We start from the raw sequence: 24540 nt of genomic DNA, 5'->3' as shown, positions 1-24540 counted from the left end.
GAGGGGATGAGGGGATGGCTATCGAGACCGAGCCGGTCATCGGTAACGATCAGCTGGAGCGCGCGCGGTGCCGCCGGCTATCGCCATCGGGTTCGGGCCGTCCGATGTCCCGGCAGGAACTTGCGGACGAGGCCAACGCGTGGCTCGCCGTTCACCATCCCCGGGAAGCTCCCTTCGACCGCAACTACATCGGCAAGCTCGAACGGGGCAAGCACCGGTGGCCCAGCGAGGGCAAACGTGCCGCGCTGCGCCACGTACTGCAGGTTGAATCCGATCAGAAACTCGGCTTCTTCATCAACCGTCGGTGGCGTGCAACCGAGCGGCCCGGTTCGCTCGCGCTGGTCGGAACGGCCGAGCTGACCGTTGGCGCCGACAAGGACTCCCAGCCGCAGCAGGGGCTGGTCAGCTCGATCACCGCGATCGCGGCGGAGCTGGGCCTGTTCGGGGTGACGCCTGCGCAAGCCCGGCGCCGGGTGGCGGTAAGCGACGTGACGCGGATCGAGGCCGTCACCGTGCTGTATCGATCGGTGGACTACGAACACGGTGGTGGGGCTTTGTGCGACGACGTCGGCCGCTTCGCGGAAGCAACCTCGGCGCTGCTGACCCACACCAGAGCCGATCTCACCCGCGGCACGCTCGCGGCCGCGGTCGCATCGGCCCGGCAGCTGGCCGGGTGGACGGCCTTCGACGCCGGCCAGCACCACGACGCCGGCCGGCATTGGCTGGCGGCCGAACGGGCCGCTCAAGCCGCGGCCGATCCGGGGCTGGCCGCACGGATCCGGTATTGCCAGGCGCGGCAGTTCCAACACCAGCAACACAATCAGGACGCGCTCGAGACCTTGCGCCTGGCCCGAGCCGAGCTGGCCGGTCGGGCGACTCCGGCGCTGCTGGCCATGCTCCTCGGTGCGGAGGCGGCCTCACTCGCTGCGCTGGGCGACTACGACGGCGCCACCACAGCGTTGGACGCGGCCAACGCCAGGTTCGAACGCATCAAACCTGAACGCGAGCCCGACTGGATGGCCTTCTACGACCGCGGTGAGCTCCTGGCTCAGCATGGCCGGGTCTACCGCGACCTCGCGCGAGCTGATCACGACAAGGCCGCCGCCGCGATCGAGTGGACGCAAGCCGCGATTGACGTCTTCGGCCGGCAGAACGTCCGCAGTACCGTCCTCAACGAGGTCGGCCTGTGCAGTGCCCTCGCGCTGGCGGGCGACGACGACAAGGCCCTCGCCGTAGGGGCGGCGGTTGTTGAGCGAGGCCGTGAGCTGGGGTCGCAGCGGGTGCATGACCGGATCCAGAATCTCGCGAGGGATATCCCCGAGGACACCCGTCACAGCGGTCTGGCCGACTTCCGCCGCATGATCCGCCAACCTCGGAGGGCAGCCGCATGACCGACAGCATCACCGACACCGCCGCCTCGGGAGGCCGGTTCACCGAGGCCGCGATGCGTCGGACCGCCGAGAAGATCGCGAGCGACCTCGGACTCAGCGGCGACCTGGTGCTCCTACAGCTGTCGAACAACGCCATCTTCGCCGTGCCCGACGCGGGCGCCGTCATCAGGATCACCCGGTCGCGTGCCCTAGGACCCCGGGCGGCGAAAGCCGCAGCGCTGGGCAGCTGGTTCGCCGACGTCGACGCGCCGACAATCCGGCTGTCGAGCCTTGCACCGGTCCAACCGCTCGAGGTGGACGGGCTGGCCGCGACCATCTGGGTCTATCTATCGCCGCTCGCGCCGACGCCGGATGTGACCGATCTCGGCCGGGCGTTGCGCACGTTCCACAACCTCGGTGCGCCACCGTTCGACCTGCCGGCATGGGATCCCGTCGGTGACACCCGGACGCGAATCGCCGACGCCGAGGCCCTCGACACTTCCGACCAACAGTTCCTGCTCGACTGGTGCGATCGTCTAGAGCCGCAAATCGTCCAGCTGAATCGGGAACAGCCGCCGGTCCTGGTCCACGGTGATGCCCACGTCGGGAATCTACTGCGCGCGAACGACCACCAAGTCGCGCTCTGCGACTTCGATGGGAGCTGCCTTGGGCCTTGGCAGTTCGATCTGGTTGCCGTCCCGGTCGGCGAAGAACGGTTCGGCCGTCCAGGCGTCCACGCTGAGCTTGCTGCCGCGTACGGGTACGACGTGACCACCGATCCTGCGTGGCCCGTCCTCCGCCAGGCACGGGAACTCAAGATGGTGGCCGGAGCACTCCCGCGGATGGCGAGTTCGGCAGCGATCCGCCAGGAGTTCAAGACCCGGCTCGAGTCGATCTGGCATGACGATGGAACGGCGCGATGGACGCCCTTCGCCGCCTTGGAAAAGAACTGATGACACCAACCGCCCAGATCGCCTACACCGGATCACCTCGACGAGGTGATCCGGAACTAGCAGTTCAAGAAGATGGCGAAGCTATCGCTCGGCAATTCGCCAACTCGTCGAAAGGCTGTCGTGATGCCTGCGAATGAGCTACTCCGCCAGGCGAGACTCGGAACGCCTTCGCCCGCGAATCCCGACCAGCCGATGACGCGTCAAGAGCTGGCCGAGGCCATCAACGCATATGCGTGGGAGGTGCACGGGAAGAGAAAGGGCTATGACCGGAGTCACATCGCTAAGTACGAACAAGGAATATACCGTTGGCCGGGTGTTCTGGCACGCGAAGGATTCCGGCATGTACTCCGCGTCAATAGGGATTCTGAGCTCGGCTTTTATCCGAACCGCATGCGTAACGATCCGGTAAACGAATTCACGGCGACACGGGAAACTAGCCAACAGACGAAATTTGAGACGCCTGGTTTTGTCCGTCAAGATCTGCAAGCCGGCCCGACCTTGGATGACGTTGACCTCGTTGAATTCGTCACGGCATTTGAGGGCCAGACCGGCGAGTTCAGCCGAGAGCTCACAGCCGCCGAACTCACGGCCGAACGGCTTGACCGAAATTTCGCGCGAAACCCACCTGGCGAAACGTTCAACCTTGTGCGAACACTCATGTCAGGCGTTCTTAAGGAACTTCGCACGCCTCACAGCCTGGGACATCAGCGTCGCCTAACGGTATTGGCCGCGCGGCTCGCCGGGCTGCGCGCCTGGGCATCGTTCGACATGGACAGCCATAGAGCTGCAGAATGGTGGTATCAGGTTGCCGGATCCGCAGCCGAGGAGTCTGAGGCATGGAGCCTGTGCGCCTGGCTGCATGGTGCTCAAAGCCTCATTCCATGGCATCGTCGCGACATGAAGGCAACTACGGCGCTGCTCGAAAAAGGACTACATTTTGCTGCGGATGGCTCCGACGCAACAATAAGAGCATGGCTATTCGCAATGTATGCACGCAGCCTAGCCGGTCTCGGTGACAGAGAGAGATTCGCTGACGCCCTTCGTCTCGCTCAAGAGAACGCGGAATACTCAAGCGATCGAGACGGTCGCCATGGAATGGACTTTGAACACGGCACCTTGGACTTGCGCTACTACGCTGGCGTCAGTCGACTCATGTTGGGGGATACAGATAAGGCCGAAGTCGAGCTACATGGTTCACTCGCCACCCTCCCGGAGACGCATATCAAGGCGAGGGGTGTGCTGACCCTCTTCATCGCCGACGCTGCGGTTCAATCGGGTGACATTTGCCGAGCCGTCGATCTAACGTCCGCTGCGCTAAGTGCCACCGAGGATCAACCAATCATGCCCGTTCTCCAGCAATCACGGCGCGTTCGCCGGCTGGTACGCCAGCGCGACGATGCAGCCGCCGAACAACTTGATCCCTACATCGAGGAGTTCAGCCGGCGGCTGACGGCACTTGGCACGGCACCCCAGTGCTGAGCCCGGCGAAAATGGGCATTTGGACTGCGCAGCTGGATTTTCAGCCGATTGCCCGAGTGCGAGATGCAGTGCAAGAGTTAGATTCCCTTGGATATGAGTCGCTGTGGGTGGGAGAAAATGTCGGCCGTGAACCTCTAAGCCAGGCTGCTATCCTATTGGCGGCCACTGAGAAACTGGTCATCGCGACGGGCGTAGCGAATATTTGGGCTCGTGATCCACTCGCGATGGCTGCGGCGCAGCAAACGCTTACAGAAGCGTACCCGAGGAGGTTTATCCTCGGGCTCGGAGTTAGCCATGCAAGACTCGTAAATGACATACGCGGACTGCACTATCGCAAGCCGGTGGATACTCTGCGCAACTATCTATTAGCTATGGACATAGTGGTGAGTCGGTATCGCGCGGTCAAGGCCGAAAACACCACGCGCATCCTTGCAGCGCTCGGTCCTCAAATGTTGGCGCTGGCTAATGAGCTAAGCTGCGGCGTCCACAGTTATCTGGTGCCACCAGAACATACCGCTGGTGCCCGGCAAGTCTTGGGACTCGAGAAGCTGCTCATAGTCGAACAGGCCGTCGTCTTGGAGAAGGATCGAAGGACGGCGCGAGAGATTGCGCGGCGGCACTTGCATCGATACCTTGGCCTGCCAAATTACGCCACCAACTTGAGACGCCTCGGCTTCGCCGAGGCCGATCTAGCGGGAGACGGAAGTGATCGCCTTATCGACTCTCTGGTCGCATGGGGCGATGAAACCGCGATCGCAGATCGAATCGCAGAGCATCACCAGGCAGGGGCGACCCAAGTCTGCATCCAGGTACTCACTCCGGATTTTCACGCCCTGCCCATGGAGCAATGGAGGAGGCTCGCCGCCATAAACGCCGGGATGCAAAACTGATGACTAACTTTGCATTCGTCGCCAGGCATTAGCGCCACTTACATGCGCGCAACGCCGAGTGCTGCAAGGTGGTCGGCGAACAGGTCGGCGAGGCAGGTGAGGATCGCAGTGCCCTTTGCACTGGTGGCGGCGGATGGCTGGCCGATGACGCCGCTGGAGACCTCCAGCTCGCCAGCGCGCAGGTCGCCGTGCGCTTCGGCCGTCAGTTACACCGACCGGCGCGGCGGCTCCTAATTGGCGGCGCCATCCGCGTTGATCGCGATTCTTCACAAATTGACATGGTTAATGGTATTCGTCGCGTAGCTTCATCCAGATTTTGCCAAGCATGTTTTGTCCAGATCCGTCGGCGCCTTCGCCCCAAAAATAGTCAGTCGGCGAGTCCTCCACGATATCCTCATCACCGCTCTCAATTAAGGCATCCCTTGCCTCGGAATGCTGCGCGAGTTTGGCCCGTAGGATCTCTTCGACAATCGCCACCTTCTTGCCATCCCAGTGAGGATCCTTGGCATTCCGGTAAATTTCGTTGGCTAAGACCTTGGCCTGGAGAGGGCTACGGGAACTTCGAATCTCCTCTTGCCCGGCAGGGTCGGTGCATTTCGATGCCTGGTAAGCATGCTCGGAAGTCGGATAAAGCTTTCCTCTATATTCGATGGCGTGGGCTGAAAAATTGTTGAAGATGTAGAATCTTGGCGTATAGAAGTTGATGGGCATAATTAATCACAACTCGCGAGAAGGTTGTTTGACGCTTGGGTCGTCTGAATGGCGAATGTCCGTATCGTGGGTGGCTCATGCGTCGCTGACACGCTAGTCCCTTTTCTGACCTAAGTCATCGAGAAGCGCGGCGACACTCGGGATCCGTCGATGCGAAATCAGGCCGGCGCTCAAGCGCTCAATCTCTTGGACGATGCGTCTCGACCCAGTGCTTCTAGCTACCTGCAAGGCGGCATGGGCCGTGCTAGCCGCCTGTTCGACCTGCCCGTCCGTCAAATACGCCGTCGCGAGCCAGCTCTGTGCAGCTGCGCGATTTCTTTGGTAAACCGGCGGCAGCGTACGAAGACCTCTCTCGTACAGTGAGATCGCCTTCTTTGCCTTGCCGGTTGCGAACCAACATCTTGCGCGCTGGATCTCAATGTACGCAGACGTGCAATAGGAACCATGCCCGCTACGGGCATCGCCCACGGTGTCACTGGCCGCCCACTCGTGTGCTTCGTCCACGAGCTGCTGTGAGTCCCTTTCGTTGCCATCGAGCGCGTGACCGTAGGCTTCCTGGACACGGATCGCCGCGCGCATAGGTTTCGCCAATGATTCCTCGTCGCGCCGCGCAGCGTGCGCCAGGCCGATTACCTCGGCCGCGTTTCCGGTGGCATCAGCCTGCTGGGAACGTCGGAAAGTCGTCCAGGCCAACATGCGCTTGTCATCGGCTTCATACGCCCATTCCAACGCCCGACCGGTCCAGAAGCGCGCTTGGGCCAAGTTGCCGGAGTCCTCATACAGCCAGGCAGCAGACTCGGCGTACTGCGCACCAAGGCGGACGACCGCAAGGCGATGCTCGTTGCGTAACGCGTTGCGCAGCGCGTCAATCACGGTGATCTGGCTGAGCACGCTGGCCAGAGCGAAGCGCGGGCCGAGCAAGTTGTCAGTCTTGACCTGCGCGTGCCATTGCTCGTTGAGGTGATCGAGGATCTCGTCGAGGTGGGCGGGCGAGGTCACGGTAACGCGGCCATCTAGCGTCGGCCGTTCTGCGGCCTCGCGCAGCATGTTGGAATGCGGCCCGAAAGCGAATGCTTCTAGGAACGTGCCGATGCCAAGCTGAAGTAGGTCGCGACGTGTGAGCGACATGATCACCTCCCGACCATCAAACCGGACGGACAACGTCATCACGTCCCTAGCCGCCGCCGGCATTTGAAGGCTCGACGGGTGCGTCTGCGCTCGGGTCCGATGAGGCACCGCCAGGTGTGCGGGCAGTTGAACCTGCCGCGGGGCGTCGGACTGCTGGGTGGCCGTCAAGGTGAGGCTGCGCTCAGGGTATCCATCGCCGAGCGCTCGATCGATAGCGCTGCTTCGGTAGGAGAAGAAGCCAAGGTCTTCGTCACTGGACACTTGCAGCGCTCGCCGAAATGCCTCACGGCGAGTCTCCTCGCGCGGGCAGCGAATCTTCCCTTGCTCCAACTTGCCGACGTAGTTCCCGTCGACTTCCTGATGCTCTACGTTCATAGCCGCGAGCTCACGATTGACCATGTCGGCCAGCTCGGGGCGCGATAGGCACTCGTTCGGTCGGCTTGGCGATGCGTGCCCCTGGCGAAGGTCTTTCAAGACTGCGTTGGGACGGTACTTCGCATGATCATGGGGCGCCACGGAAGTGCTCCCATCCCGAGTTCGGTCCGTTAGGCCTATCACGGTACCGGCCCGGCATGTCGGACGAAAAGCCGTCGTCGTCCAGTCCTTGGCGAGCACGGGATTTGTGGTCGGACGAGCACGGCTGCAGCTGCATTCACGCCCGCCTATCGCGATGGACGGCAGACCTCTTTGAGCGGAAGGCGCCTCGCTGGACGTTCGCGCTACTTACGTGCGCGCAATGCGGAGTGCTGCAAGGTGGTCGGCGAAAAGTTCGGTCAGGCTTGTAAGGATCACGTTCCCCTTCGCGATGGTGGCGGCGGACGGCTGGCCGATGACGCCACTGGCGGTGTAGGCGGCCATGCCGTGTACGAGCAGCATGGACCGCTCGGTTGCGGTGTGATCCGCTGTGTAAGCGCCTGGTTGAACTGCGTCTGGCCAGGTGGCGGCCAGGATGGAGACCTCCAGTTCGCCGGCGTGCATGTCGTCGTGCGCGTTAGATGCCAGGCCGGCCGCTTCACGAGCCCTTTCCCAGTCTTTGTGGGTCGGGAAAAGGGTCATGCTGGCCGGCCGGGAGGCGTTGGTTTCCTGGGTGATGTTGCTCAGGACGTAGTTGCCGCCGTGGCCGCTGACGAGAGCGAGTCGGTGAATGCCCTGCGCAACCAGCGAGCTGGCGATATCGGTGATGATCGAGCTGAGGGTGATGTGGCTGATGCTGACCGTCCCGGGCCAGCCTGCATGCTCGTGGGAGCAGGAGATCGTGATGGCAGGGAGTTCCAGGACGTTGTAGGTGGTGGCGAGTTGTCGGGCGATTGCTACGGCGACAGCGGTGTCGGTCGCTAGCGGCAGATAGTCGCCGTGCTGTTCGAAGCTGCCAATCGGTAGGACCGCGATCGGTGGCTGCCGCTGGCGGACGTCGGCGGAGGTCGTCGAGGAGTAGTGATCCACGTCCTCATCCTGTCAGCCCAGCGGTCAGGGCCTCGCGGTGAGCTGTCAGGAACTCGGTGACGATCGGGATGCGGCGCTGTGGGCGTAGCCCGAGCGCTAGTGGTTGGAGTGCTCGAACGATCCTGGTTGATCCGGACTGGTGGAACAGGATTAGGGCGCGTTGGCCGGTGGCGGCGGCTTGCTGGGGGTTCGATGGCTGGTAGGCCTCGGCGAGGTGGGTCAGCCAGAGCCCTTTGTCTACGGCGGGTGCGGGGGTTTCGTCGGCGAGGACGTCCTGGAGGACGCGTACGGCGTCGGCGTGATCGCCGAGCAGGGTTCGGCAGCGGCCATCGACGGCGTTGACGTACCGCGTGTCGCAATGCCGTGCGATCGCCGCGGCGGGGTCTTCGTCCTGGATCGTGCTGTATCGCGCGGCGGTGCCAGCATGTTCGAGGCCGGTGTCGTCGCCGGCGAGGGCGAACGCTTCGGCGAGGCGGGTCATGCACAAGGCCTGGATACGCCGCGGCAGCGCGGGCTCGGCCAAGGCGGCTCGGATATGGACGACGGCGTTGCGTGCGTCACCGGCGTCGAGCGCTCGCTGGCTTTGGCGCATCAGCACGTAGGCGACGAAGTGGGGTTGGTCGGCTTTCATAGCGTGTTCGTAGGCGCGGGAAAGCCATATCGAGGCTTCGTCGCGTCCGTCGTTATCGCATATCCAACTCAGTCGTTCTGCCCAGCGGGCAAGAGCGTACTGCTGAGATGCATATGACGAGAACCGATGAGTTGGGATATGGCTGAGTGATCGAAACTTTCCGAGGGCATTTTGAAAGGCGCCGAAATTGCCCTTGAGCTCGATTTCCGCCGCAAGAGCGTCGAGACTTTCCTGCCAGTTCTCTTCGCCATCCAGATTCGGGCGGTCGGCCTCTAGCTGTTGCGGAACAGCTGTCATCGCCGACGATCCACCGATGAGCGGTGGATCGATACGGCTGCGGCGAAATATCGAGAATCCGAGGTCGCCATCGCCGTCGACGCGTAATGCGCGACGGAACGCCACGCGGCGATAGTCCTCCCGTGGTCTGTGAATCTTTCCCTGTTCGAGTTTGCCGACATAGTTTCCGTCGATGTCGCTGTCCATGACGTCCATGGCGTGCAGCTCGTCGTTGACGGCAGCCGCTAATTCTGGTCGCGACATGCACTGTCCCGGCCGGGTCGGTGAGGGCCGGCGATGCCGCACAGCCTTCAGCGCGGCATTGGCGATCCGGTCGCCGTCGGGCTCGTGGGCCAACATGGACCGCTCCCTCAGGGGTGTTGACATCGTGCCGAACACCATACCGACGCAGCGTTGTCACGAGGGGTGGATCGTCCAGCGAACTGCGCCGCGACGGGGGCCTTTCACGGCGTTCTTCGCCGATCTTCAGCTAATGATCAAATGCTACTTCGTCAGCTAGAACTCGACGAGGACGGCGAGCTGATGAGGTCGACGGAAGGCATTACTGCCGGCCGTGATCGTCGTAAGTCTCCCCGTAAATCTCCCTTCCCAGGGCGCGGACTGTCCGTCATCGTTCCGCTACGAGGGGTTCCGTTCCGTAGCGATCAATTGGGCGACAGCGCGGGGTTCCTCGGCGCGTCGGCGGAACGAACGAGCTGCTGGATTTGCGCACGTGCTAACTGATCTCTCAATCCCTTCGACGAGGGACCGATAATATGACCAACTCGGGAAAATTCGTCGTCATCGACGGTCAAGGACGGATCGGCGCGACGACCGTAGCGACCCTGCTCGGCCTGCGGCTCACCCATGACGGCCACAACGTCGTCATGGCAGCGGAGTTGTCGGTAGCGGGCACGGGGATCGCGGGGTGGCGGAACCGCACCGCGCAGACGCCAGGGGTGGATGCACGGGCGGTGGACCTACGAGCGACTCGGGACCGTCTCCTGACCGATGTGATCCGCCCGGCGTTGGCCTCGGGCCGGACTGTGGTGTGCGACCGGTACGTTCCCAGCTCCCTCGTTCTGAACTATCTGGCTGGCGTCCCCGGCGAGCAGATCGGGTCACTGAACGCGCATTCCGACCGGCCTGACTTGACGGTTGTGTTGGTCCGAGCGGATCACCTTGACCAACGGCTAGCTAGCCGCAGCGTCGCCGATGAGGCTGCCGCCTATCGAGCGATTGCAGCGTTGCTGACGACGGCTGGATGGCGTACGCATCTCTTCGAAGTCGGCAAGTGCTCGGCTGCTGAGGTCGCTGACAACCTTCTTGCCGTTGTCGGGCGTGAGCTGCCGTGGTGATCGCTGTTGGCCACTGTCGTCGAGCCTGCACGCTGCCGACGCCGCGGTCCTCGCACAGGATGCGGCAACTGGTGGTCATCGCCCCCGCCGTCGGAGTCGACCCAGGTCGGCCGCACTCAAGCTATCCGAGGCGGCACGGGTGCTGCTGTGCCTTATGGCGCAACGCGGCCGTGGGCTTCGAATGCGGCATGGGTCAGCGGCATCAGGGCCGCCCACGCGGTCTCCATCCGCTCGGCGACCATTTCGATCTCGCGCTGCGGGAACGACGGCACCTTCGCGTTGTCCTTCTTGGTCCGCAGCGACAGGAAGTGCATCAGGGACCGGGCGTTGCACGTGGCGTACATGGAGGAGAACAGGCCCACGGGCAGCACGGCTCGAGCGACTTCGCGGGCGATGCCGGCTGCCAGCATTTCGCGGTAGGCCGCGAAGCTGTGCCGGTACGCCGACTCCATCACGTAGACGGCTTGCTTGTGCTGCTCAGGCGTTCCTTCGGCGAACTCGTATTTTCCGGGTCGGCCGCGCTGCACCAGACGTCGATCTGCGGCAGGGGTGTAGAAGACCGGCTGCAGTTCCCGGTAGCGTCCGCTTTCCTCGTTATAGGACCAACCCGCCCGATGCCGGTGGAACTCCCGGAACACGAAGATCGGCGCCTGAACGAGGAATGTCATCGAGTTGTGCTCGAATGGCGTGCCGTGCCGATCCCGCATGAGGTAATTGATCAATCCCTTCGACTTTTCGGGATCTTTGTTCAGCTCCTCGATCGATCCTTCGCCGGCGGTCGACACGCGAGCGGCGAACAGCACGTCAGCGTCGCTGGCCGCGTGCTTGACGAGGGTGACGGTGACGTCGTTGAGGAAGACGGGTTCCGTTGGCGTCGCCTCGTCGTGCTCGGTCATACCCGTTCCCTCCAGGATGTCTTCGGCACGGACCATTGGCGCTGGCCGCAGCACGGGATGTTTTCACACCTCAGGGGGCGATGTCACTACGCCACCCGGCACCGGTCGGATGAGCTACGCCGTCCCCGGCGTGCCAGCGGACGCGGACCTCCCGACAAACCGCTTCGGGGACACCACCGTGACGTAAACGGAAGTATCGCGTCTTAATGTCCGAAAGGTATATGAGCGCATGTATGACCACCCGCTGTATCACTGGCCGCCGCAAGCATTATGGACACAACCGGTGGACGCATCTCTGACCTGGCACCGTCCAAGCGTCTACGTGCATTTTCCGTATTGCCGCAACATCTGCGACTTCTGCAATTACGAGACGCGCCTCATCAACCGGCCCGGCGTTGAAACCTTCGCTACGGACGTTGCCACCGAGGTGCGCCGCTACGGCGCTCGCGATGACTTTGCTGACGCGTCGATCAGCAGTCTGTTCTTCGGAGGCGGGACGGCGTCGCTGATACCTCTGCCGACGCTCGCGACGACGCTCGACGGCGTGAAGGGCCTGACCGGTCAGGCCGGCATCACCGAAGTCACCCTGGAGTGCGAGCCGGGAACGATTCACCGGCAAGGCCTCATGCTGGCCAAGCGGGCGGGGGTAAATCGGGTAGGCGTGTGCGCCCAATCGTTCGACGACGACGTCCTGCGCGGTCTGACTCGCCAGCACGGGCGCGACGACGCGCTACGCCTGATCGACGACGCGTTGGCGGCCGGCATCGACAATCTGCATGTCGACCTCATGTACGGCGTGCCGGGGCAGAGCGAGGCCGACTGGCGGCGCACGGTGGAGTTCACCGCCAGCCTTCCGATACAGCATGTGTCGGCCTACAAGTTCTACGTGTTCAAGAACGGCGCGATCGACCGGGCAGGCACGGCGCCACGTCCGAGTGACGAGCCCGAACCTGTCACCACCCGACTACGGGCCATGCATGACCTCGCCGTTGATGTCTTCGCCGAGCACGGACTCCAGCAATACACGCTGACCGAGTTCGCCCGCCCTGGCTTCCGCTGCGACTATCTGATCAACACGTTCGGCGGCGGGGAGGTCCTGCCGCTCGGGCCATCGGCGTTCGGGCGATGCCGACATCGCGTCTGGCGAAATCCCGGCCTGGTCGCGCTTTACCACGATTCGGATCGATGGGACAGGGAGCGCCGCGGCGTCGAACTCGACCAGGCGGAACAATTCAAACGCAACGTTCTGCTCGGCCTGTGGCTGCTCTCGGTCAAACTTTCGGACGCAGCAGGACCGGAAGCCGACCCGAGCGGGCACCTGCTTGAGCTACTCGACGAACTCGCGAGTGACAACCTCATCGAGCGACACGGCGACGAGATCCGGCTGGCACCGCACCAGCGGTTCGGCGCAGGCACGGTGATGCGCCGACTCGCTGAACTCGACGCAGCGGCGTGGATCGGCAGGCCGCGGACACCGACCCACATCGGTGAACCTGGTCACGCTACAACCTCAGTGTTGACCAGCGAGATGAGATCGCTGTTGCGCGTGCTGCGCAGCGACCCTACCTTCGTCACCGCCTTGCGGGACGCACCGGAGACGGCGGTATCGAAGATTGCAGATCGCATCCCGATCGAGGAACGCAACGCGCTGCTGGCCGTCGTCAAAGGTGTGCGGGCCACGGACACCCGCGTCGCCCAGGAAATCGGCCAGGCATGGGTCGCGATCACCAGCGAACACGCGCGGATTCCGCGGCAGCGTGTCCCATGACGACCATCCCCGGCCACCCGACGGTGGTCATCGTGGGCGCGGTGGCGGACGGCCACGTAGCCGGCGCGAACGGCAGCATGCCCTGGCACGCACCTGACGATCTGCGGCACTTCCGCGACCTCACGCTCGGCTACACGATCATCATGGGCCAGCGCACCTGGAACGGACTCGCAGGCCCCCTCCCGCAGCGACGCAACATCGTGTTGTCGAACGACGCGACGCTACGGGCCGAGGGTGCCGTGATCGCCCGGACGATGCCGCAGGCACTCGCCGCGGCCGGCGACGGACCGGTCTTCGTGATCGGCGGCCGCCAGCCCTGGGAGGAGGCGATGGACCTGGCCACGAAAATTCACCTCACCCGGATCCACGCCCACTATCCCGGAGACGTCCTCTTCCCGCCGATCGACGCCGCGACCTGGGCCGAGACCGCCCGTCAATACCGAACGGGCCTCGTTGACGGCGTGCCAACGCGGATCGAGTTCCTCACCTACGCCCGCCGTGACATCAGGCATCCGCGGTCCGTCACCGGCCGGGAACAACCATGACGACCGGGGACAACGCTGCGGCGATGAAGAGCCACGCCACCTATTCCACCGCGCGTGAAGCCACCGCACACGCGCTGCGCACCCGTTGGGCGCACCTTCATGAAATCGCCGACCGGCAGCCACGAATCTGCGATCTCGGCACGGGCGACGGCGAGTTCCTCGACCAGGTCCTCGCCCGGCTCGAACTCAACGCCAGGATAGAGATCGTCGAACCGGACGAGGACCTCGCCCCGCTGGCCATACAGCGCCTCCGCGCGCACGGCCACGACGTCAGCCGGGTGCAAGACACCGGCTCCGGCCTGCCGGTCGATGCCTACCTTGCCGCTCACGTTCTGTTCTACCTGCCAGACATCAACGGCTGGCTTACTTCGGCCCTCGCTCGCCTGGCTCCGGATGGAGTTCTCTCCGTGGTTCAGCGTGCACCGACATGCGAGTGCAACGCCCTGCGCAAACTGGTTCGCGACCACCACGGAGTAGCGCCGAAGGTAACGTCGGACCGCGTCCGGCGTCTCGCAGCCACCCACGGTATGACGACGGACGTCGTGCCTATCGCCTCGACCCTGTCGTACCCGACCGTAGACCCGTGCCTGGCCCCGGTTCCCGCCCAATCCGCCGATCCGGAGCTCGCGCGCCTGATCTGCTGGCTGGCCGCGCTGCCCACCGACCAACGCCTGCCCGACGCGCTGGGGCGGGAGATCAACGCCTTCCTCACGGATCATCTCGTCGACGGCACCCTGACCCTGAATCAGTACGACCTTCTCATCACCGCAACGCGCTCCGTCGGAGCTGCGACGCAAAGCGTGGAGCCGGCGGCCACGAGAGCTCAGCGCGCATGACCTCTGGCTCCTGGGCCCGATTCGACGACATGGTTACGGGACAATCCTTGCTTTGTCCGCCACCACACAGTGTCCACAGCACCTCTCATCCCGAGGATGTCCCCGCCATTCTGGCCGAGGTTCACGCCCAAACCAATGCCGGCGCCTGGGCATTCGGATACGTGTCCTACGAAGCAGCGCCCGGGCTCGACCCGACCCTCGAAACGTTCCCACGCTCGTCGGATGATCCCCCCTTGATCTGGTTCGGGATTTGCGACCCGCCGGGCACGGCACCCGCTTTGCTCCCGCCAACCCAACCCCGCATGCAGCGCTGGGCACCGCAGCGAAACGCCGACGAACACGAGGCCGTGGTCGAACAAGCGCGGCGATACATTGCCGCGGGCGAGATCTACCAATGCAATTTGACCGAACGGCTGCACACCGCCGACGAACAAGAGCCCCTCGACCTCTACGCGCGCCTCGCCGTCGCCCAGCACGCCCGCTACAGCGCCTATCTTGACCTGGGCCGCTACGTCATCGTGAGCGCCAGCCCTGAACTGTTCTTCGAATGGGCCGATGGTCAGATCCGCACCCGGCCCATGAAGGGCACCGCAGCACGACACCGCGAGCCCAGCGACGATCAGGCTGCCGCCCGCCAGTTGCACGCCAGTGCTAAGGAACGCGCAGAGAACATCATGATCGTCGATCTGCTACGCAACGACCTTGCCAAAATCGCCGTCCTCGGAAGCGTCACGGTCACCGAACTTCTCGCTCTGGAGAGGTATCCGACCGTCTGGCAGATGACCTCGGAGATCGTCGCCCAGACACCGGATCAATGCACTTTGCTGGACGTTTTTGAGGCGCTGTTTCCATGCGGCTCAGTCACTGGCGCCCCCAAAGCCCGCAGCATGCAGATCATCCGCGAACTCGAGGCCGGTCCTCGAGGCGTGTACTGCGGAGCCATAGGCCTAGTCACCCCACCCACCGCAGCCTTCCGAACCCGCTTTAACGTCGCCATCCGCACCGCAATCCTCGACCGCGACGCCGCCAGAGCAATCTACGGCGCCGGAGGCGGGATCACTTGGGACTCCCGCCCCGACGATGAGTGGGCCGAACTGCTCAGCAAAGCCGCGTTGCTTGATCACCACGCGCCTTCAGGCTGCAGGACGCACGACGTCGCTAGGGACTCGAGCACCAAGCCGATATGACGGAGCGTGCAAACACCGCACGCATCCGGGTTGGCTTTGAACTTGCGGGACGGCAAGCCGGTGGGATGAATTCAGTGATCGATGAGGTACCAACTGCGGAAACTCAACCACCCGTACGCGGCCGCCGGCAGGTCGAGGCGTGGACGGCAAGCGCGTCGGTAACTCTCCCCATAAATCTCCCTTCCCCTAAGTCGGGACTGTCCGACATCGTTCTGTGGGAAGGCGGCGATGGCCAGCGGGCTCTCGCCAGGCTTTAGCCACCACCTCGGAAGTCCCGGCGCAACTCCATCGCGTACGGAGCGAGAGCCTCTCCGCGGACCGAACCGTATAGCCAGCGAGACCCGTGCCTGTCGGTCGGCAATGGCGAAAGGAGACCCTTATGCGTTGAACGACACGTTCGTGAACCATGAAGACGGCAGTGGAGGCGATGACGGTGCTCGTGCAGGAACACCCCGGTTGGACGACGATACCCGGCGGCGCCCTCAGGTTCATGCGGGCAGGCGGGATCCCACTGTGGCTCCGCTGGTCCGCCGACACGATCCAACTATCGCGTGGATCAGCAGACGCAACCCGCGCCGAGATCGGGCCGACGGTCGATCGATGCGAGAGCAGCACCGTCAACCTGAACATCTCCCTCGGCGATGCACTCGCTGAACTCGGTCCGGTCCTGCGGGTCCGAAACGCGGACCTCTGGGATGCGATCGGGACCGCGATCATCCGCCAGGTCATCCGTGCCGGGCAGGCGCGGGTCCTATACCAGCGGTTCTGCCAGCGCTACGGCGACTCGGTGAAGTCTCCGGCCGAGTCGGGCTTCCTGTTCCCGACTCCCGAAAAGGTTGCCGGGCTGTCCGCTAGCGCCTTCACCGAGCTCGGCATGAGGTTCAAGCGTCCTGCGCTGACCGCCGCGGCCGAGGCATATTTATCCCACGGAACGCACTGGCAGACGTTGCCGGCTCAGGATCTGGTCACAGCTTTGCAGGTCGTGCCGCGGATCGGTCCCTGGACCGCCGGAGCCGCGGCCGCAGACTTCACCGGCAACTTCGCCGTGTATCCCTATGCCGACCTGGCGGTCCGCACGTGGGTTGGCCGTGCGGCTCCCGACGTTGACTGGCCGGCCGACGAGGCCGGCTTCGGCACCCTTTGGCGGCGCCTCGGCGGTGATCGCCTGTCTGATCTCACCCTGCTCACCCTCGCCTGGGGAGATAGCCATGCTCGAGCCCAGCCTTTACCCGAACGGCCTGGCAGCCGGTCATGACCCCGCCCGCCCCATAGACCTGTTGTTCGTCAATGCGCCGCTGCGTGATTACGGCGAACGACCCCGCCTGAACGACTTCACCTTGCCGGTTCTCGGCATGGCTTACCTGGCGACCTACGCCGCGGCGCAGGGGTTCAACGTGGCCGTGCTGGACGCCGAAGCCCATGGCATTCCCATCGCCGAGGTCATTGAGCAGGTCAACGCCCTGGGACCTCGCTGGGCGGGGATGAACCTGCTGGCGCCCACTTACGATATGAGCGCGCGGATCGCTGCGGGCCTGGATCCCGGCATAAAGCTCATGGTCGGCGGCCACCACGCCAAAGCGATGCCGGCACAGATCCTCACCGATCCGCGGATGGCCCGCTGCCAGGCCCTGGTCTTGGGTGAGGGAGAGACCCGCGTCGTCGAGCTGCTCAAGGACCATCGCAGCCGCGCCGATCTGCCGAACGTGATGTGGGTGGATCCGCTGTTGCACGTGCCTGTCTCGGGTGGCCGGCCCGGCATGCAGCACCATCTCGCCCCCGACATCGATGCCCTGCCGTTCGTGGACCGCCGCTACCTGATCCAGGACCCGCGGGTAGCCGAGGACGGCCGGATCGAGGCGAACATGGTGGGGGCCCGAGGATGCCCCTACGACTGTTCGTTCTGCGGCGCCGCCGTGAGCGCCAATCCGGACGTCAAGATCCGCATCCGGTGCGCCGACAACATCATCGGCGAGATGTCCGAGCTTCGCGCTCGGTACGGCGTCACGGCCTTCCGGTTCGTCGACGACCTTTTCCTCGGCGCCCGCCGCGTTATCGACACCATGACCACGGCGTTTGCCGCCGCGCGCGTCGGTGACTGGGCGGTGTGGGACGCCACCGGCCGGATCAACATCCTCGACCGGGCCAGCGATCAGACCTTGGACGCGCTGGTCGCGAACGGGCTCCGTGAGGTGGCCCTGGGTATCGAGTCCGGCAACCCGCGGGTCCTGGAATACATCGACAAGCGCATCCACCCGGACATGATCCGCACCGTCGTACGCCGGCTCACCGAACGTGGGATCAACGTCAAGGGCTACTTCATCCTCGGCTTTCCCGGCGAGACCGCCGGCGAACTCGCCGACACCGTCCGCCTGGTCCACCAGCTGTGGGACGCCACCGACGGCCTGCCCGGACGATTCCGGTCCAGCGTCTTCGAATTCCGCCCCTACCCGGGTACACCGGAGTGGACCCGGCTGATGGCCACCGGCCGCTACACGGCCGAGCAACTGCTCGCCTACGACGCAGTCGACCTGACCAGCGACGGCGTGGATGAGGCCATGCGACAACGCGATGAGTTCAACTTCTCCGTCGGTATCCAGTTCGGCGATGTGCCGGTAGAGCAGATACGCCGGCGTCTGGCCGAGCTGTCACGCGAACAACACGCCCGGCTGGCTGCCGTATGACAACCCACCTTGGGCGATTCATCGTGGTCGACGGACCCAGCGGCGTCGGCAAATCGACCGTCACCACCCTGCTCGCGCAACGCTTCTGCGCCGCAGGCCATGACGTGCTCGCCACCAGCGAGCCGTCGGCCGGGCCGATCGGCGAGCTAGCGCGAGGCGGAACCCATGACTACCAGGGCCTGACCCTGGCCTGCCTGGTGGCCGCAGACCGATATCACCATCTCGCCGCCGAGGTCCGCCCGGCACTAGCGGCAGGACGGGTCGTGGTCTCCGATCGGTATGTGCCGAGCTCCCTGGTCCTGCAGCACCTCGACGGGGTTCCGGACCCGTTCATCTGGCATCTGAACGCTTTAGCCGACAAACCGGACCTGACGGTCCTGCTCGTCGGCGACCACGAGGTATGCCGGCGCCGGGCCCAGCAACGCGGCACGTATAGCCGGTTCCACGAAAGCCTCGACGGAGAAGTCGACGCCTACCGCAGGATCGCAGCATCCCTGCGCGAGCAGGGATACCGAACACACGTTCACGACATCGGAGACGAGTCGGCAGAACGGGTGGCCGACGCCCTATTCGCCATGGTGATTCAAGAGCTTTCGTGCTGAACAGGGGTGCAAGGGCCAACTCGGCCGGCTCCCGTGCCAGACCCGCACTCGTGGGAGACCTGGAGAGGACGCCAGGCAGTAACGGGCGTAGTCGCACGCCCGTGCTGGCCGGGCGAGGTGGTTCAGATCGTGGAGACACTGGCCATCTCAGCGGCTGGCAACCGCGCGGGAGCGACCAGCTGATCGTAGGTGGCACCGACGCGTTCCACCGGGGCGCCCAACGTGCTGACCCAGGCCGCGAGTTCCGCCTGCACACCGGCCATGTCATCGGTCGCGGCCGTCATGGCCTCCACCTCCAGGAAGGCGCCGACGCCATCGACCTGATCGACACAGAGCCCGTACTCGGCTGCCCGTGCGGTGCGGCGGGTCTTGGCGACCTGCACGGTCGCCCGGTAGCCCAAGGCCAGCAGCGCGTGGTGCATCTGCTCCCGGTCAGCGATGACCGTCTCGTATTCCAGACACGCCAGGACGTTGTCGACCGGCGTCTTCGTCGTGAACACGCACGTGCCGTCCTGCACCCGAAGCCGCGCGAAGGTCACCCCTATCCGAGACTGCCCATCGGCCCATCCGATCGGCGCGTAGGCCTGGTCCTCCTGACGGATCGGCGGCGAGAGCATCACGTCTTGCCGCTCGAGCGCAGCCAGGAGCCCATCAAGGTCGACGACCCGGTACTTCACTTCCACCTCACCGCTCATCGCATGCGCCCGCTTTCTCTCGCCGTGGTCCGGAACCGGCGAAGGTTAGCGTGCGAGGACGCGACGTGCACTCGTCACGCACCGGCCGCCCACTGCTTCACCCGATTCGGGGGCTCAGAACGACGAGGCACGGGAGAAAAGCAGGGGCACGAGGGCGGGCAGCGGCCACCGTGCAGACGCCGAGGTTCGAAGGGTTCCTATGCAGGCGGAGACACGACCATCGCCTTCACCGATGATGGGCTTGCCGAACTCCTGCGCGCCGAGCGGCGTCCTTTCAGCAGCGCGAAACGGCACCGATCAGCCTTTCGGGCGAGGTTCTACCGTTCGCGTAACCCTCATGAACGATCACAGCAGCCGCGGCTAGGCCGATGTCTGCGCCTGGGCTTCGGCCGGATCGAGCGGTTCGATCGCTGCTACGGTCCCGCGGATCTACTCGCGGAGGATCTCGGAGCTCATCACGGGGACTCTCCGCGTCGCCGTCACCCGACCGCAGCCGTAGGCGCAACGGCTGGCGCGATGACGTCGGGCGTGCGGCAACCTATCGCGACTCGCCACCGCCAAGGCGGACAACATGCCCGCCGGCACCTCGATCCAGGCCGTCATTGTTCGGCCATGATGCAGCCCGCCGGCCCTGGCCGGACGACGGTGACATCTGCGTCGGCGCTTTCTGCGGATCGGTGGCAGTCGTATGGACCTGTGCCCATGTACGGGTGTCGTGGAAGGGATACGGGCGAGTCCTTCGGGCAGGCGACAGAAGCCCCTCGCTTCGGCGACTCGTCGCGCGTCGCGCCGCGGCCGCGCTTCCGCAGCCGGTACCGATATGCCATGACCGGCAACCCGCCACGCCTCACCGCCTCACCGCCGCCGGCATCTGCCGATACGGACCCGGCATGAGCGGCGTCGAAGAGACGGTCCGAGCGCGGCCACCGGATATTCCGGAACCGGGCGAAGCGTTCGCGGAGGTTGTCGCAGCCCGCAACGAATGGCTGGCCGGGGCCACGGCAGCGCTGGGCGCCGCCCGCCGGGTCCACGGCGTGGTCCTGGTCGGGTCGCTCGCTCACGGTGACGATGACGCGTTCAGCGATGTGGACTTGATCGTCGCCGTCGAGGCGCCGATCCCGCCGATGCTGCTCGTCGACCTGTTCGCCGGCCTGGGCCTGCCAGGCGTGGAGCTCTACCGCAGGCCGAAACCACGCAACGCTCCTGCCGGCGGCGCCTACCTCGCCGTAGCTCTCGAGCTGGCGGGTCTGCCGGTCCTGGTCGACCTCTACCTGTGGCCGGCCACCACAGCCGCGGTCCCGGCCGGCGGGCGGATGCTGTTCGAGCGCGACCGTTTGCCCCGCAGCGAGCTGGGCCTGCTAGGCCTGCTCGCCACCTGCCCGCCGGCCGACGACACCGGCTCGGATCCGGACGATCCCGCCACCCTGCTCCTGCAGGTCCAGCTGGCCGCGAAGTACCACGCCCGCGGCGATCAGCCGCGCCGGGCCGGGATCTGCCGCCAGTTGCAGATCAGCGACATCTGCCACGCCGGCGAGCTGCGCCAGCTGCTCGACACCCGGCTGCCCGCTCTGCGGCCGCTGCCAGCCGCGGCGCTCACAGCAGTCGACCGGTTGCTTCACCTTGTGTCCGTCTCGTTGAAAGAGGTGCCCGTGACCACCAGCCACGCCGTGCAGGAGCTGACACCACAGGCCGCCCGGCAGCAGCTGGTCGATCTTCTTCGCTCTCGAGGGTGGATCACCCGGCCCGAGGTGGCGGCGGCGTTCGCGGCGGTCCCACGGCATCTGTTCGCTCCGGACGGCACCAGCCTTGAGGCGGCCTACGCCGACTCGGTGGTGATCACCAAACGCGGCCCGGACGGCAAGACGAGCAGCTCTATCTCCGCGCCGTGGTTGCAGGCGTACATGATCGAGGCCGCCGGTCTCCGGGCCGGGTCGCGGGTGCTGGAGATCGGGTCGGGCGGCTACAACGCCGCTCTGCTGGCCGAGGTCGTCGGCCCGGCCGGGACGGTTGTCAGCATCGACATTGACGCGGACGTCGTCGCTAACGCCCGAGCCGCGCTCACCGGGGCCGGCTACCCGCAGGTCCAGGTGATCCGCGCCGATGGCGAACACGGGCAAGCGGCCGGCGGCCCGTATGACGGGGTGATCGTCACGGTCGAGACCAGCGACATCCCACCGGCTTGGATCGAGCAACTCGCGCCGGGCGGTGTGCTGGTGGTGCCGTTTCGGTTACGCGGGCACACCCGCTGCCTGACCTTGCGGCCGGCTGGCGATCACCTGGTGGCGATGGCGGCGCTGCAGTGCGGGTTCGTGCCGATGCAGGGCCACGGCCGTGACCCGGTGCGCCGGGTGCCGTTACGTGGCGACGCTGCCGTCCTGGTTCTGGACGACCCCACCACCCAGGTCGACGGCGACGCGCTGCGGGCGGCGCTCGACGGGCCGAGCGTGCAGGAGTGGTCGCCGGTCACCGCGGCGATGGGCGACGGCGCAGCGTTCGAGGCGGTCCATCTGTGGGTGGCCAGCCAGCCCCGCCCGTACGGGGTGCTCACCGTCGACCGGGACAAGACCGCCGTGCTGCTGGACCCGCAAGACCGGTTCTGCTGCCCGACCTTGCTGACCGCCGGCAGCTTCGCGTACCTGACCCTGCGCAAACAAGACGCCGAGACGTGGCAGTTCGGCGCGCACGCCTTCGGGCCCGACGCCACCGCCCTGGTCGCCGACCTGATCGACCTGCTGACCGCGTGGGACCGTCTGCACCGGGCCGGTCCCGGCCCACAGATCACCGTGCATCCGGCCGGCACCCGATTGCCCGAGACCACCAGACTGCGGCTGCTCGTGCCCCGCCACCACACCCTGACCGCGATCACCTGGCCCGGCGGCGACCAATGACGACGACCGGCCCGACTTTGGTGATCATTCGTGGGAACTCCGCCAGCGGGAAGTCGACCGTGGCGAAGGAAGTCCGCCGCCGCTTCGGCCGCGGCGCCGCGTTGATCGAGCAGGACTACCTGCGCCGGGAGATGCTGCGCGAGCACGGCAGCACCAGCACGCCGACGACCGCGCCCGGCTTCATCACAACCATGGCACGTACGGCGCTCGCTGCGGGCTATCACGTGGTGCTGGAAGGGAGCCTGCACACCGGGCAGTACGGCACGCCACTGCTGCAGTTGATCGCCGATCATCCTGGTCCATCGCACGTGTTCTGGATGGACGTGGGATTCGACGAAACGCTGCGCTGGCACGCCGGCCGTTCGGAACTAGCCCACGTGACCGCGGAGATGATGCGCACCTGGTACGCCGAGCTCGATCTGCTCGGTGTCCCGAGCGAACAGGTCATTCCCGAGGAGTCGAGCGTCGAGGACACGGTGGCGGCGATCCTGCACGACAGCGGTCTCGCCGAAGCCGCGGCGCTGTCCCCGTGCCCGCTGGTCTGCCGACGCTGCGTCCAGAAACGCGAGCAGGCCCCTGCCGGTGCGGGTGACATCGCGAAACGGGCGGCGGTCGTGACGAGGCCGGACCGAAGCGACGCGCGCGGCCTCAGCAACGGCCCGGCTGCAGATGAAAACGCGGGCATCTGGGCGGCGATCGCCGCGTCCCGGGCCTGGCTGGACGAGCACAACGGCGACGCCGAGCCGGAACTCGGTCTGCGGATCCTGAAGATCGTCGAGGAAGCCGGCGAAGCCGCTGCTGCGTGGATCGGCACCCTTGGCCAGAACCCGCGCAAAGGGGTCACGCACAGCCGGCATGACGTGGCCGACGAACTCGGCGACGTCGCGTTCACCGCCCTGGTCGCCGCCGCGAGCCTCGGCTACGACCCGCGCGAGGTCCTGGCCCAGGTCGCTGCAAAGGTCCGCCCCCGCCTGACCAGCCCGCCCCCGCCCGGCCCACAGCGGGCGGCCGCTGCCGGCTCGACCAGCGGATCAGGAGAGCAGGGTGACTGACTTCACGGCCACGCTGCCCCGCAAGCGCATAGGCGCGGGCCTGCTGATGACCGACCTCACCGGTCGGGCCCTGCTCGTCGAACCCGTCTACAAGCCGGATTGGGAGCTGCCCCGCGGTGTTGTCGAAGCCGACGAGTCACCGCGCGATACCGCGATCCGGGAGATCGGTGAGGAACTCGGCCTTGCCGTCTCGCCAGGCCGCCTCCTAGTCGTGGACTGGGTTCCTCCCCGCGAGGGACGCACCGAAGGGCTGATGCTGCTGTTCGACGGCGGATCCTCAACCCGGCGCAGACCAGCACGATCCGGCTGCCACCCGATGAGTTGCGCAGCTGGGCCTGGTGCGACCGACAGCAAGCCGAGCAACACCTCCCTGCATTCCCCGCTCGGCGCGTAGCCGCCGCAATCGAAGCACAGACCGACGGGAGCACTGCCTACCTGGAAAACGGACACCGCTGACCCGGCAACCGACCATCGACCGTACGGAGGAGACGTTGGAGAGCGCGCTGACCGACTTCATCCGGTCCAGCCCGTGGCTGATGCGGGTGCTCGGCGCCGTCCGGGACACATCCCTGCCGGACGCGTGGGTCGGTGCCGGGGTGCTGCGCGACCTGGTCTGGGGCGAGCGTTACGGGCCGGGATTCCGGCCTGACCACGTCCGCGACGTCGACGTAGCCTTCTTCGACCCCAACGATCTGAGCCGCGCCAACGACGACCGGGCGACCGAACACCTGGCCACGCGGCTGCCGGGCGTGCCGTGGGAGGCTAAGAACCAGGCCGCCGTGCATACCTGGTACCCGCAGAAGTTCGGCGGCGACCCGGTCGAACCGTTCACCGGTATCCGCGACGCCCTCGGGACCTGGCCGGAAACCGCGACCGCCGTCGCCGTGCGCCTGACCGACAACGTCCGGATCTCGGTCTGCGCCCCGCTCGGCCTCGAGGACCTGCTCAACGGTGTCTGGCGACGCAATCCCCGCCGGATCAGCGTCGAGCAGTCCCTGGCCCGGCTCGCGCGCCACGACCCACGGATGCGGTGGCCGCAGGTGACGGTCGTGCCGCCGGCATGATGCCGACCGGCCACCCCAGCACGCGCCCACGGCGTGACGTGTCCACCGACCCGGGCTTCCACCGGTGACCGCCGCCGCCCGTCCGCC

22 protein-coding genes are annotated in these 24540 nt (G+C 65.6%); 16 read left to right on the top strand and 6 right to left on the bottom strand.

Annotated elements, in window-relative coordinates; translation table 11 throughout:
• The first annotated feature begins 14 nt into the window (after nucleotides 1–14).
• From AB0E90_RS43710 to AB0E90_RS43695, 4 genes are all read left to right on the top strand, one after another.
• Complete coding sequence (locus AB0E90_RS43710; protein WP_360418250.1) at nucleotides 15–1391, top strand: hypothetical protein; 1377 nt, start codon at nucleotides 15–17, stop codon at nucleotides 1389–1391.
• Nucleotides 1392–1444: 53 nt separating this feature from the next.
• Entirely contained in the window at nucleotides 1445–2323 is an 879-nt protein-coding gene (locus tag AB0E90_RS43705) for an aminoglycoside phosphotransferase family protein (RefSeq protein WP_360418317.1), read from the top strand.
• A 192-nt stretch (nucleotides 2324–2515) separates the two neighbouring features.
• Nucleotides 2516–3802: a hypothetical protein gene (locus tag AB0E90_RS43700; protein ID WP_360418249.1), complete on the top strand. Its 1287-nt coding sequence runs from the start codon at nucleotides 2516–2518 to the stop codon at nucleotides 3800–3802.
• Nucleotides 3803–3813: 11 nt separating this feature from the next.
• Nucleotides 3814–4692, top strand: a complete 879-nt coding sequence (locus tag AB0E90_RS43695) for an LLM class F420-dependent oxidoreductase (protein WP_360418247.1) — start codon at nucleotides 3814–3816, stop codon at nucleotides 4690–4692.
• Nucleotides 4693–4974: 282 nt separating this feature from the next.
• Here AB0E90_RS43695 and AB0E90_RS43690 read toward each other — a convergent pair whose 3' ends face one another.
• From AB0E90_RS43690 to AB0E90_RS43675, 4 genes are all read right to left on the bottom strand, one after another.
• Nucleotides 4975–5403, bottom strand: coding sequence for an NADAR family protein (locus AB0E90_RS43690; protein WP_360418246.1), 429 nt, complete (start codon nucleotides 5401–5403; stop codon nucleotides 4975–4977).
• A gap of 93 nt (nucleotides 5404–5496) precedes the next feature.
• Nucleotides 5497–6930 carry a hypothetical protein gene (locus AB0E90_RS43685; RefSeq protein WP_360418245.1) on the bottom strand — a complete coding sequence of 478 codons (1434 nt, stop codon included), beginning with the start codon at nucleotides 6928–6930 and terminating at the stop codon, nucleotides 5497–5499.
• A gap of 324 nt (nucleotides 6931–7254) precedes the next feature.
• Nucleotides 7255–7974, bottom strand: a complete 720-nt coding sequence (locus tag AB0E90_RS43680) for a creatininase family protein (protein ID WP_360418244.1) — start codon at nucleotides 7972–7974, stop codon at nucleotides 7255–7257.
• Nucleotides 7975–7978: 4 nt separating this feature from the next.
• A complete protein-coding gene (locus tag AB0E90_RS43675) occupies nucleotides 7979–9241 on the bottom strand; it encodes a hypothetical protein (RefSeq protein WP_360418243.1) in 1263 nt (420 codons plus the stop codon).
• 416 nt (nucleotides 9242–9657) lie between these two features.
• Here AB0E90_RS43675 and AB0E90_RS43670 point away from each other — a divergent pair, with 416 nt between their 5' ends.
• Entirely contained in the window at nucleotides 9658–10239 is a 582-nt protein-coding gene (locus AB0E90_RS43670; RefSeq protein WP_360418242.1) for a dTMP kinase, read from the top strand.
• 152 nt (nucleotides 10240–10391) lie between these two features.
• On the opposite strand, the gene thyX is transcribed toward AB0E90_RS43670, so the two are convergent.
• Nucleotides 10392–11135 (bottom strand): FAD-dependent thymidylate synthase, encoded by a 744-nt coding sequence (gene thyX / locus AB0E90_RS43665; RefSeq protein ID WP_360418241.1) that lies wholly within the window; start codon nucleotides 11133–11135, stop codon nucleotides 10392–10394.
• Nucleotides 11136–11418: 283 nt separating this feature from the next.
• Here thyX and AB0E90_RS43660 point away from each other — a divergent pair, with 283 nt between their 5' ends.
• The 7 genes from AB0E90_RS43660 (at nucleotide 11419) to tmk (ending at nucleotide 18754) form a co-directional block, all read left to right on the top strand.
• A complete protein-coding gene (locus tag AB0E90_RS43660; RefSeq protein WP_360418240.1) occupies nucleotides 11419–12903 on the top strand; it encodes a coproporphyrinogen-III oxidase family protein in 1485 nt (494 codons plus the stop codon).
• Nucleotides 12900–13448, top strand: a complete 549-nt coding sequence (locus AB0E90_RS43655) for a dihydrofolate reductase (RefSeq protein WP_360418239.1) — start codon at nucleotides 12900–12902, stop codon at nucleotides 13446–13448. Before AB0E90_RS43660 ends, AB0E90_RS43655 begins: the two co-directional genes overlap by 4 nt.
• Nucleotides 13445–14284, top strand: a complete 840-nt coding sequence (locus tag AB0E90_RS43650; protein WP_360418238.1) for a methyltransferase domain-containing protein — start codon at nucleotides 13445–13447, stop codon at nucleotides 14282–14284. Before AB0E90_RS43655 ends, AB0E90_RS43650 begins: the two co-directional genes overlap by 4 nt.
• Nucleotides 14281–15471, top strand: a complete 1191-nt coding sequence (gene pabB / locus AB0E90_RS43645) for an aminodeoxychorismate synthase component I (protein WP_360418237.1) — start codon at nucleotides 14281–14283, stop codon at nucleotides 15469–15471. The genes AB0E90_RS43650 and pabB overlap by 4 nt, the downstream gene beginning before the upstream one ends.
• 406 nt (nucleotides 15472–15877) lie before the next feature.
• A complete protein-coding gene (locus AB0E90_RS43640) occupies nucleotides 15878–16726 on the top strand; it encodes a hypothetical protein (RefSeq protein WP_360418236.1) in 849 nt (282 codons plus the stop codon).
• Nucleotides 16680–18152 (top strand): radical SAM protein, encoded by a 1473-nt coding sequence (locus AB0E90_RS43635; RefSeq protein ID WP_360418235.1) that lies wholly within the window; start codon nucleotides 16680–16682, stop codon nucleotides 18150–18152. The genes AB0E90_RS43640 and AB0E90_RS43635 overlap by 47 nt, the downstream gene beginning before the upstream one ends.
• Nucleotides 18153–18175: 23 nt before the next feature.
• The gene (tmk, locus tag AB0E90_RS43630) at nucleotides 18176–18754 is read left to right on the top strand and encodes a dTMP kinase (protein ID WP_360418234.1); all 579 of its coding nucleotides are present in this window, start codon (nucleotides 18176–18178) and stop codon (nucleotides 18752–18754) included.
• 122 nt (nucleotides 18755–18876) lie between these two features.
• Here the strand turns inward: tmk and AB0E90_RS43625 are convergent, their stop codons facing one another.
• Nucleotides 18877–19449, bottom strand: coding sequence for a class IV adenylate cyclase (locus AB0E90_RS43625; protein ID WP_360418233.1), 573 nt, complete (start codon nucleotides 19447–19449; stop codon nucleotides 18877–18879).
• 890 nt (nucleotides 19450–20339) lie between these two features.
• Between AB0E90_RS43625 and fxlM the strand changes: the two genes are divergently transcribed.
• From fxlM to AB0E90_RS43605, 4 genes are all read left to right on the top strand, one after another.
• Nucleotides 20340–22337 carry a methyltransferase, FxLD system gene (gene fxlM / locus AB0E90_RS43620; RefSeq protein ID WP_360418232.1) on the top strand — a complete coding sequence of 666 codons (1998 nt, stop codon included), beginning with the start codon at nucleotides 20340–20342 and terminating at the stop codon, nucleotides 22335–22337.
• Nucleotides 22334–23389 (top strand): AAA family ATPase, encoded by a 1056-nt coding sequence (locus AB0E90_RS43615; protein ID WP_360418231.1) that lies wholly within the window; start codon nucleotides 22334–22336, stop codon nucleotides 23387–23389. Before fxlM ends, AB0E90_RS43615 begins: the two co-directional genes overlap by 4 nt.
• Entirely contained in the window at nucleotides 23382–23783 is a 402-nt protein-coding gene (locus tag AB0E90_RS43610; RefSeq protein WP_360418230.1) for an NUDIX hydrolase, read from the top strand. The genes AB0E90_RS43615 and AB0E90_RS43610 overlap by 8 nt, the downstream gene beginning before the upstream one ends.
• Before the next feature lie 97 nt (nucleotides 23784–23880).
• Entirely contained in the window at nucleotides 23881–24453 is a 573-nt protein-coding gene (locus tag AB0E90_RS43605; protein WP_360418229.1) for a nucleotidyltransferase family protein, read from the top strand.
• The last annotated feature ends 87 nt before the right edge of the window (nucleotides 24454–24540 follow it).

Origin of the sequence: Actinoplanes sp. NPDC026619 (assembly GCF_040638295.1) — a bacterium.
Taxonomy (GTDB): Bacteria; Actinomycetota; Actinomycetes; order Mycobacteriales; family Micromonosporaceae; genus Actinoplanes.
The sequence above is the reverse complement of the archived record's forward strand: the minus strand, read 5'-3'. Positions and strand labels throughout refer to the sequence as shown.

What these genes read in the sequence shown, in the direction of transcription:
- AB0E90_RS43710 (WP_360418250.1), top strand. Translation starts at nt 15, where the DNA reads ATGGCTATCGAGACCGAGCCGGTCATCGGTAACGATCAGCTGGAGCGC.
- AB0E90_RS43705 (WP_360418317.1), top strand. Translation starts at nt 1,445, where the DNA reads ATGCGTCGGACCGCCGAGAAGATCGCGAGCGACCTCGGACTCAGCGGC.
- AB0E90_RS43700 (WP_360418249.1), top strand. Translation starts at nt 2,516, where the DNA reads ATGACGCGTCAAGAGCTGGCCGAGGCCATCAACGCATATGCGTGGGAG.
- AB0E90_RS43695 (WP_360418247.1), top strand. Translation starts at nt 3,814, where the DNA reads ATGGGCATTTGGACTGCGCAGCTGGATTTTCAGCCGATTGCCCGAGTG.
- AB0E90_RS43690 (WP_360418246.1), bottom strand. Translation starts at nt 5,403, where the DNA reads ATGCCCATCAACTTCTATACGCCAAGATTCTACATCTTCAACAATTTT.
- AB0E90_RS43685 (WP_360418245.1), bottom strand. Translation starts at nt 6,930, where the DNA reads ATGGTCAATCGTGAGCTCGCGGCTATGAACGTAGAGCATCAGGAAGTC.
- AB0E90_RS43675 (WP_360418243.1), bottom strand. Translation starts at nt 9,241, where the DNA reads ATGTTGGCCCACGAGCCCGACGGCGACCGGATCGCCAATGCCGCGCTG.
- AB0E90_RS43670 (WP_360418242.1), top strand. Translation starts at nt 9,658, where the DNA reads ATGACCAACTCGGGAAAATTCGTCGTCATCGACGGTCAAGGACGGATC.
- thyX (WP_360418241.1), bottom strand. Translation starts at nt 11,135, where the DNA reads ATGACCGAGCACGACGAGGCGACGCCAACGGAACCCGTCTTCCTCAAC.
- AB0E90_RS43655 (WP_360418239.1), top strand. Translation starts at nt 12,900, where the DNA reads ATGACGACCATCCCCGGCCACCCGACGGTGGTCATCGTGGGCGCGGTG.
- AB0E90_RS43650 (WP_360418238.1), top strand. Translation starts at nt 13,445, where the DNA reads ATGACGACCGGGGACAACGCTGCGGCGATGAAGAGCCACGCCACCTAT.
- pabB (WP_360418237.1), top strand. Translation starts at nt 14,281, where the DNA reads ATGACCTCTGGCTCCTGGGCCCGATTCGACGACATGGTTACGGGACAA.
- AB0E90_RS43640 (WP_360418236.1), top strand. Translation starts at nt 15,878, where the DNA reads ATGAAGACGGCAGTGGAGGCGATGACGGTGCTCGTGCAGGAACACCCC.
- AB0E90_RS43635 (WP_360418235.1), top strand. Translation starts at nt 16,680, where the DNA reads ATGCTCGAGCCCAGCCTTTACCCGAACGGCCTGGCAGCCGGTCATGAC.
- AB0E90_RS43625 (WP_360418233.1), bottom strand. Translation starts at nt 19,449, where the DNA reads ATGAGCGGTGAGGTGGAAGTGAAGTACCGGGTCGTCGACCTTGATGGG.
- fxlM (WP_360418232.1), top strand. Translation starts at nt 20,340, where the DNA reads ATGAGCGGCGTCGAAGAGACGGTCCGAGCGCGGCCACCGGATATTCCG.
- AB0E90_RS43615 (WP_360418231.1), top strand. Translation starts at nt 22,334, where the DNA reads ATGACGACGACCGGCCCGACTTTGGTGATCATTCGTGGGAACTCCGCC.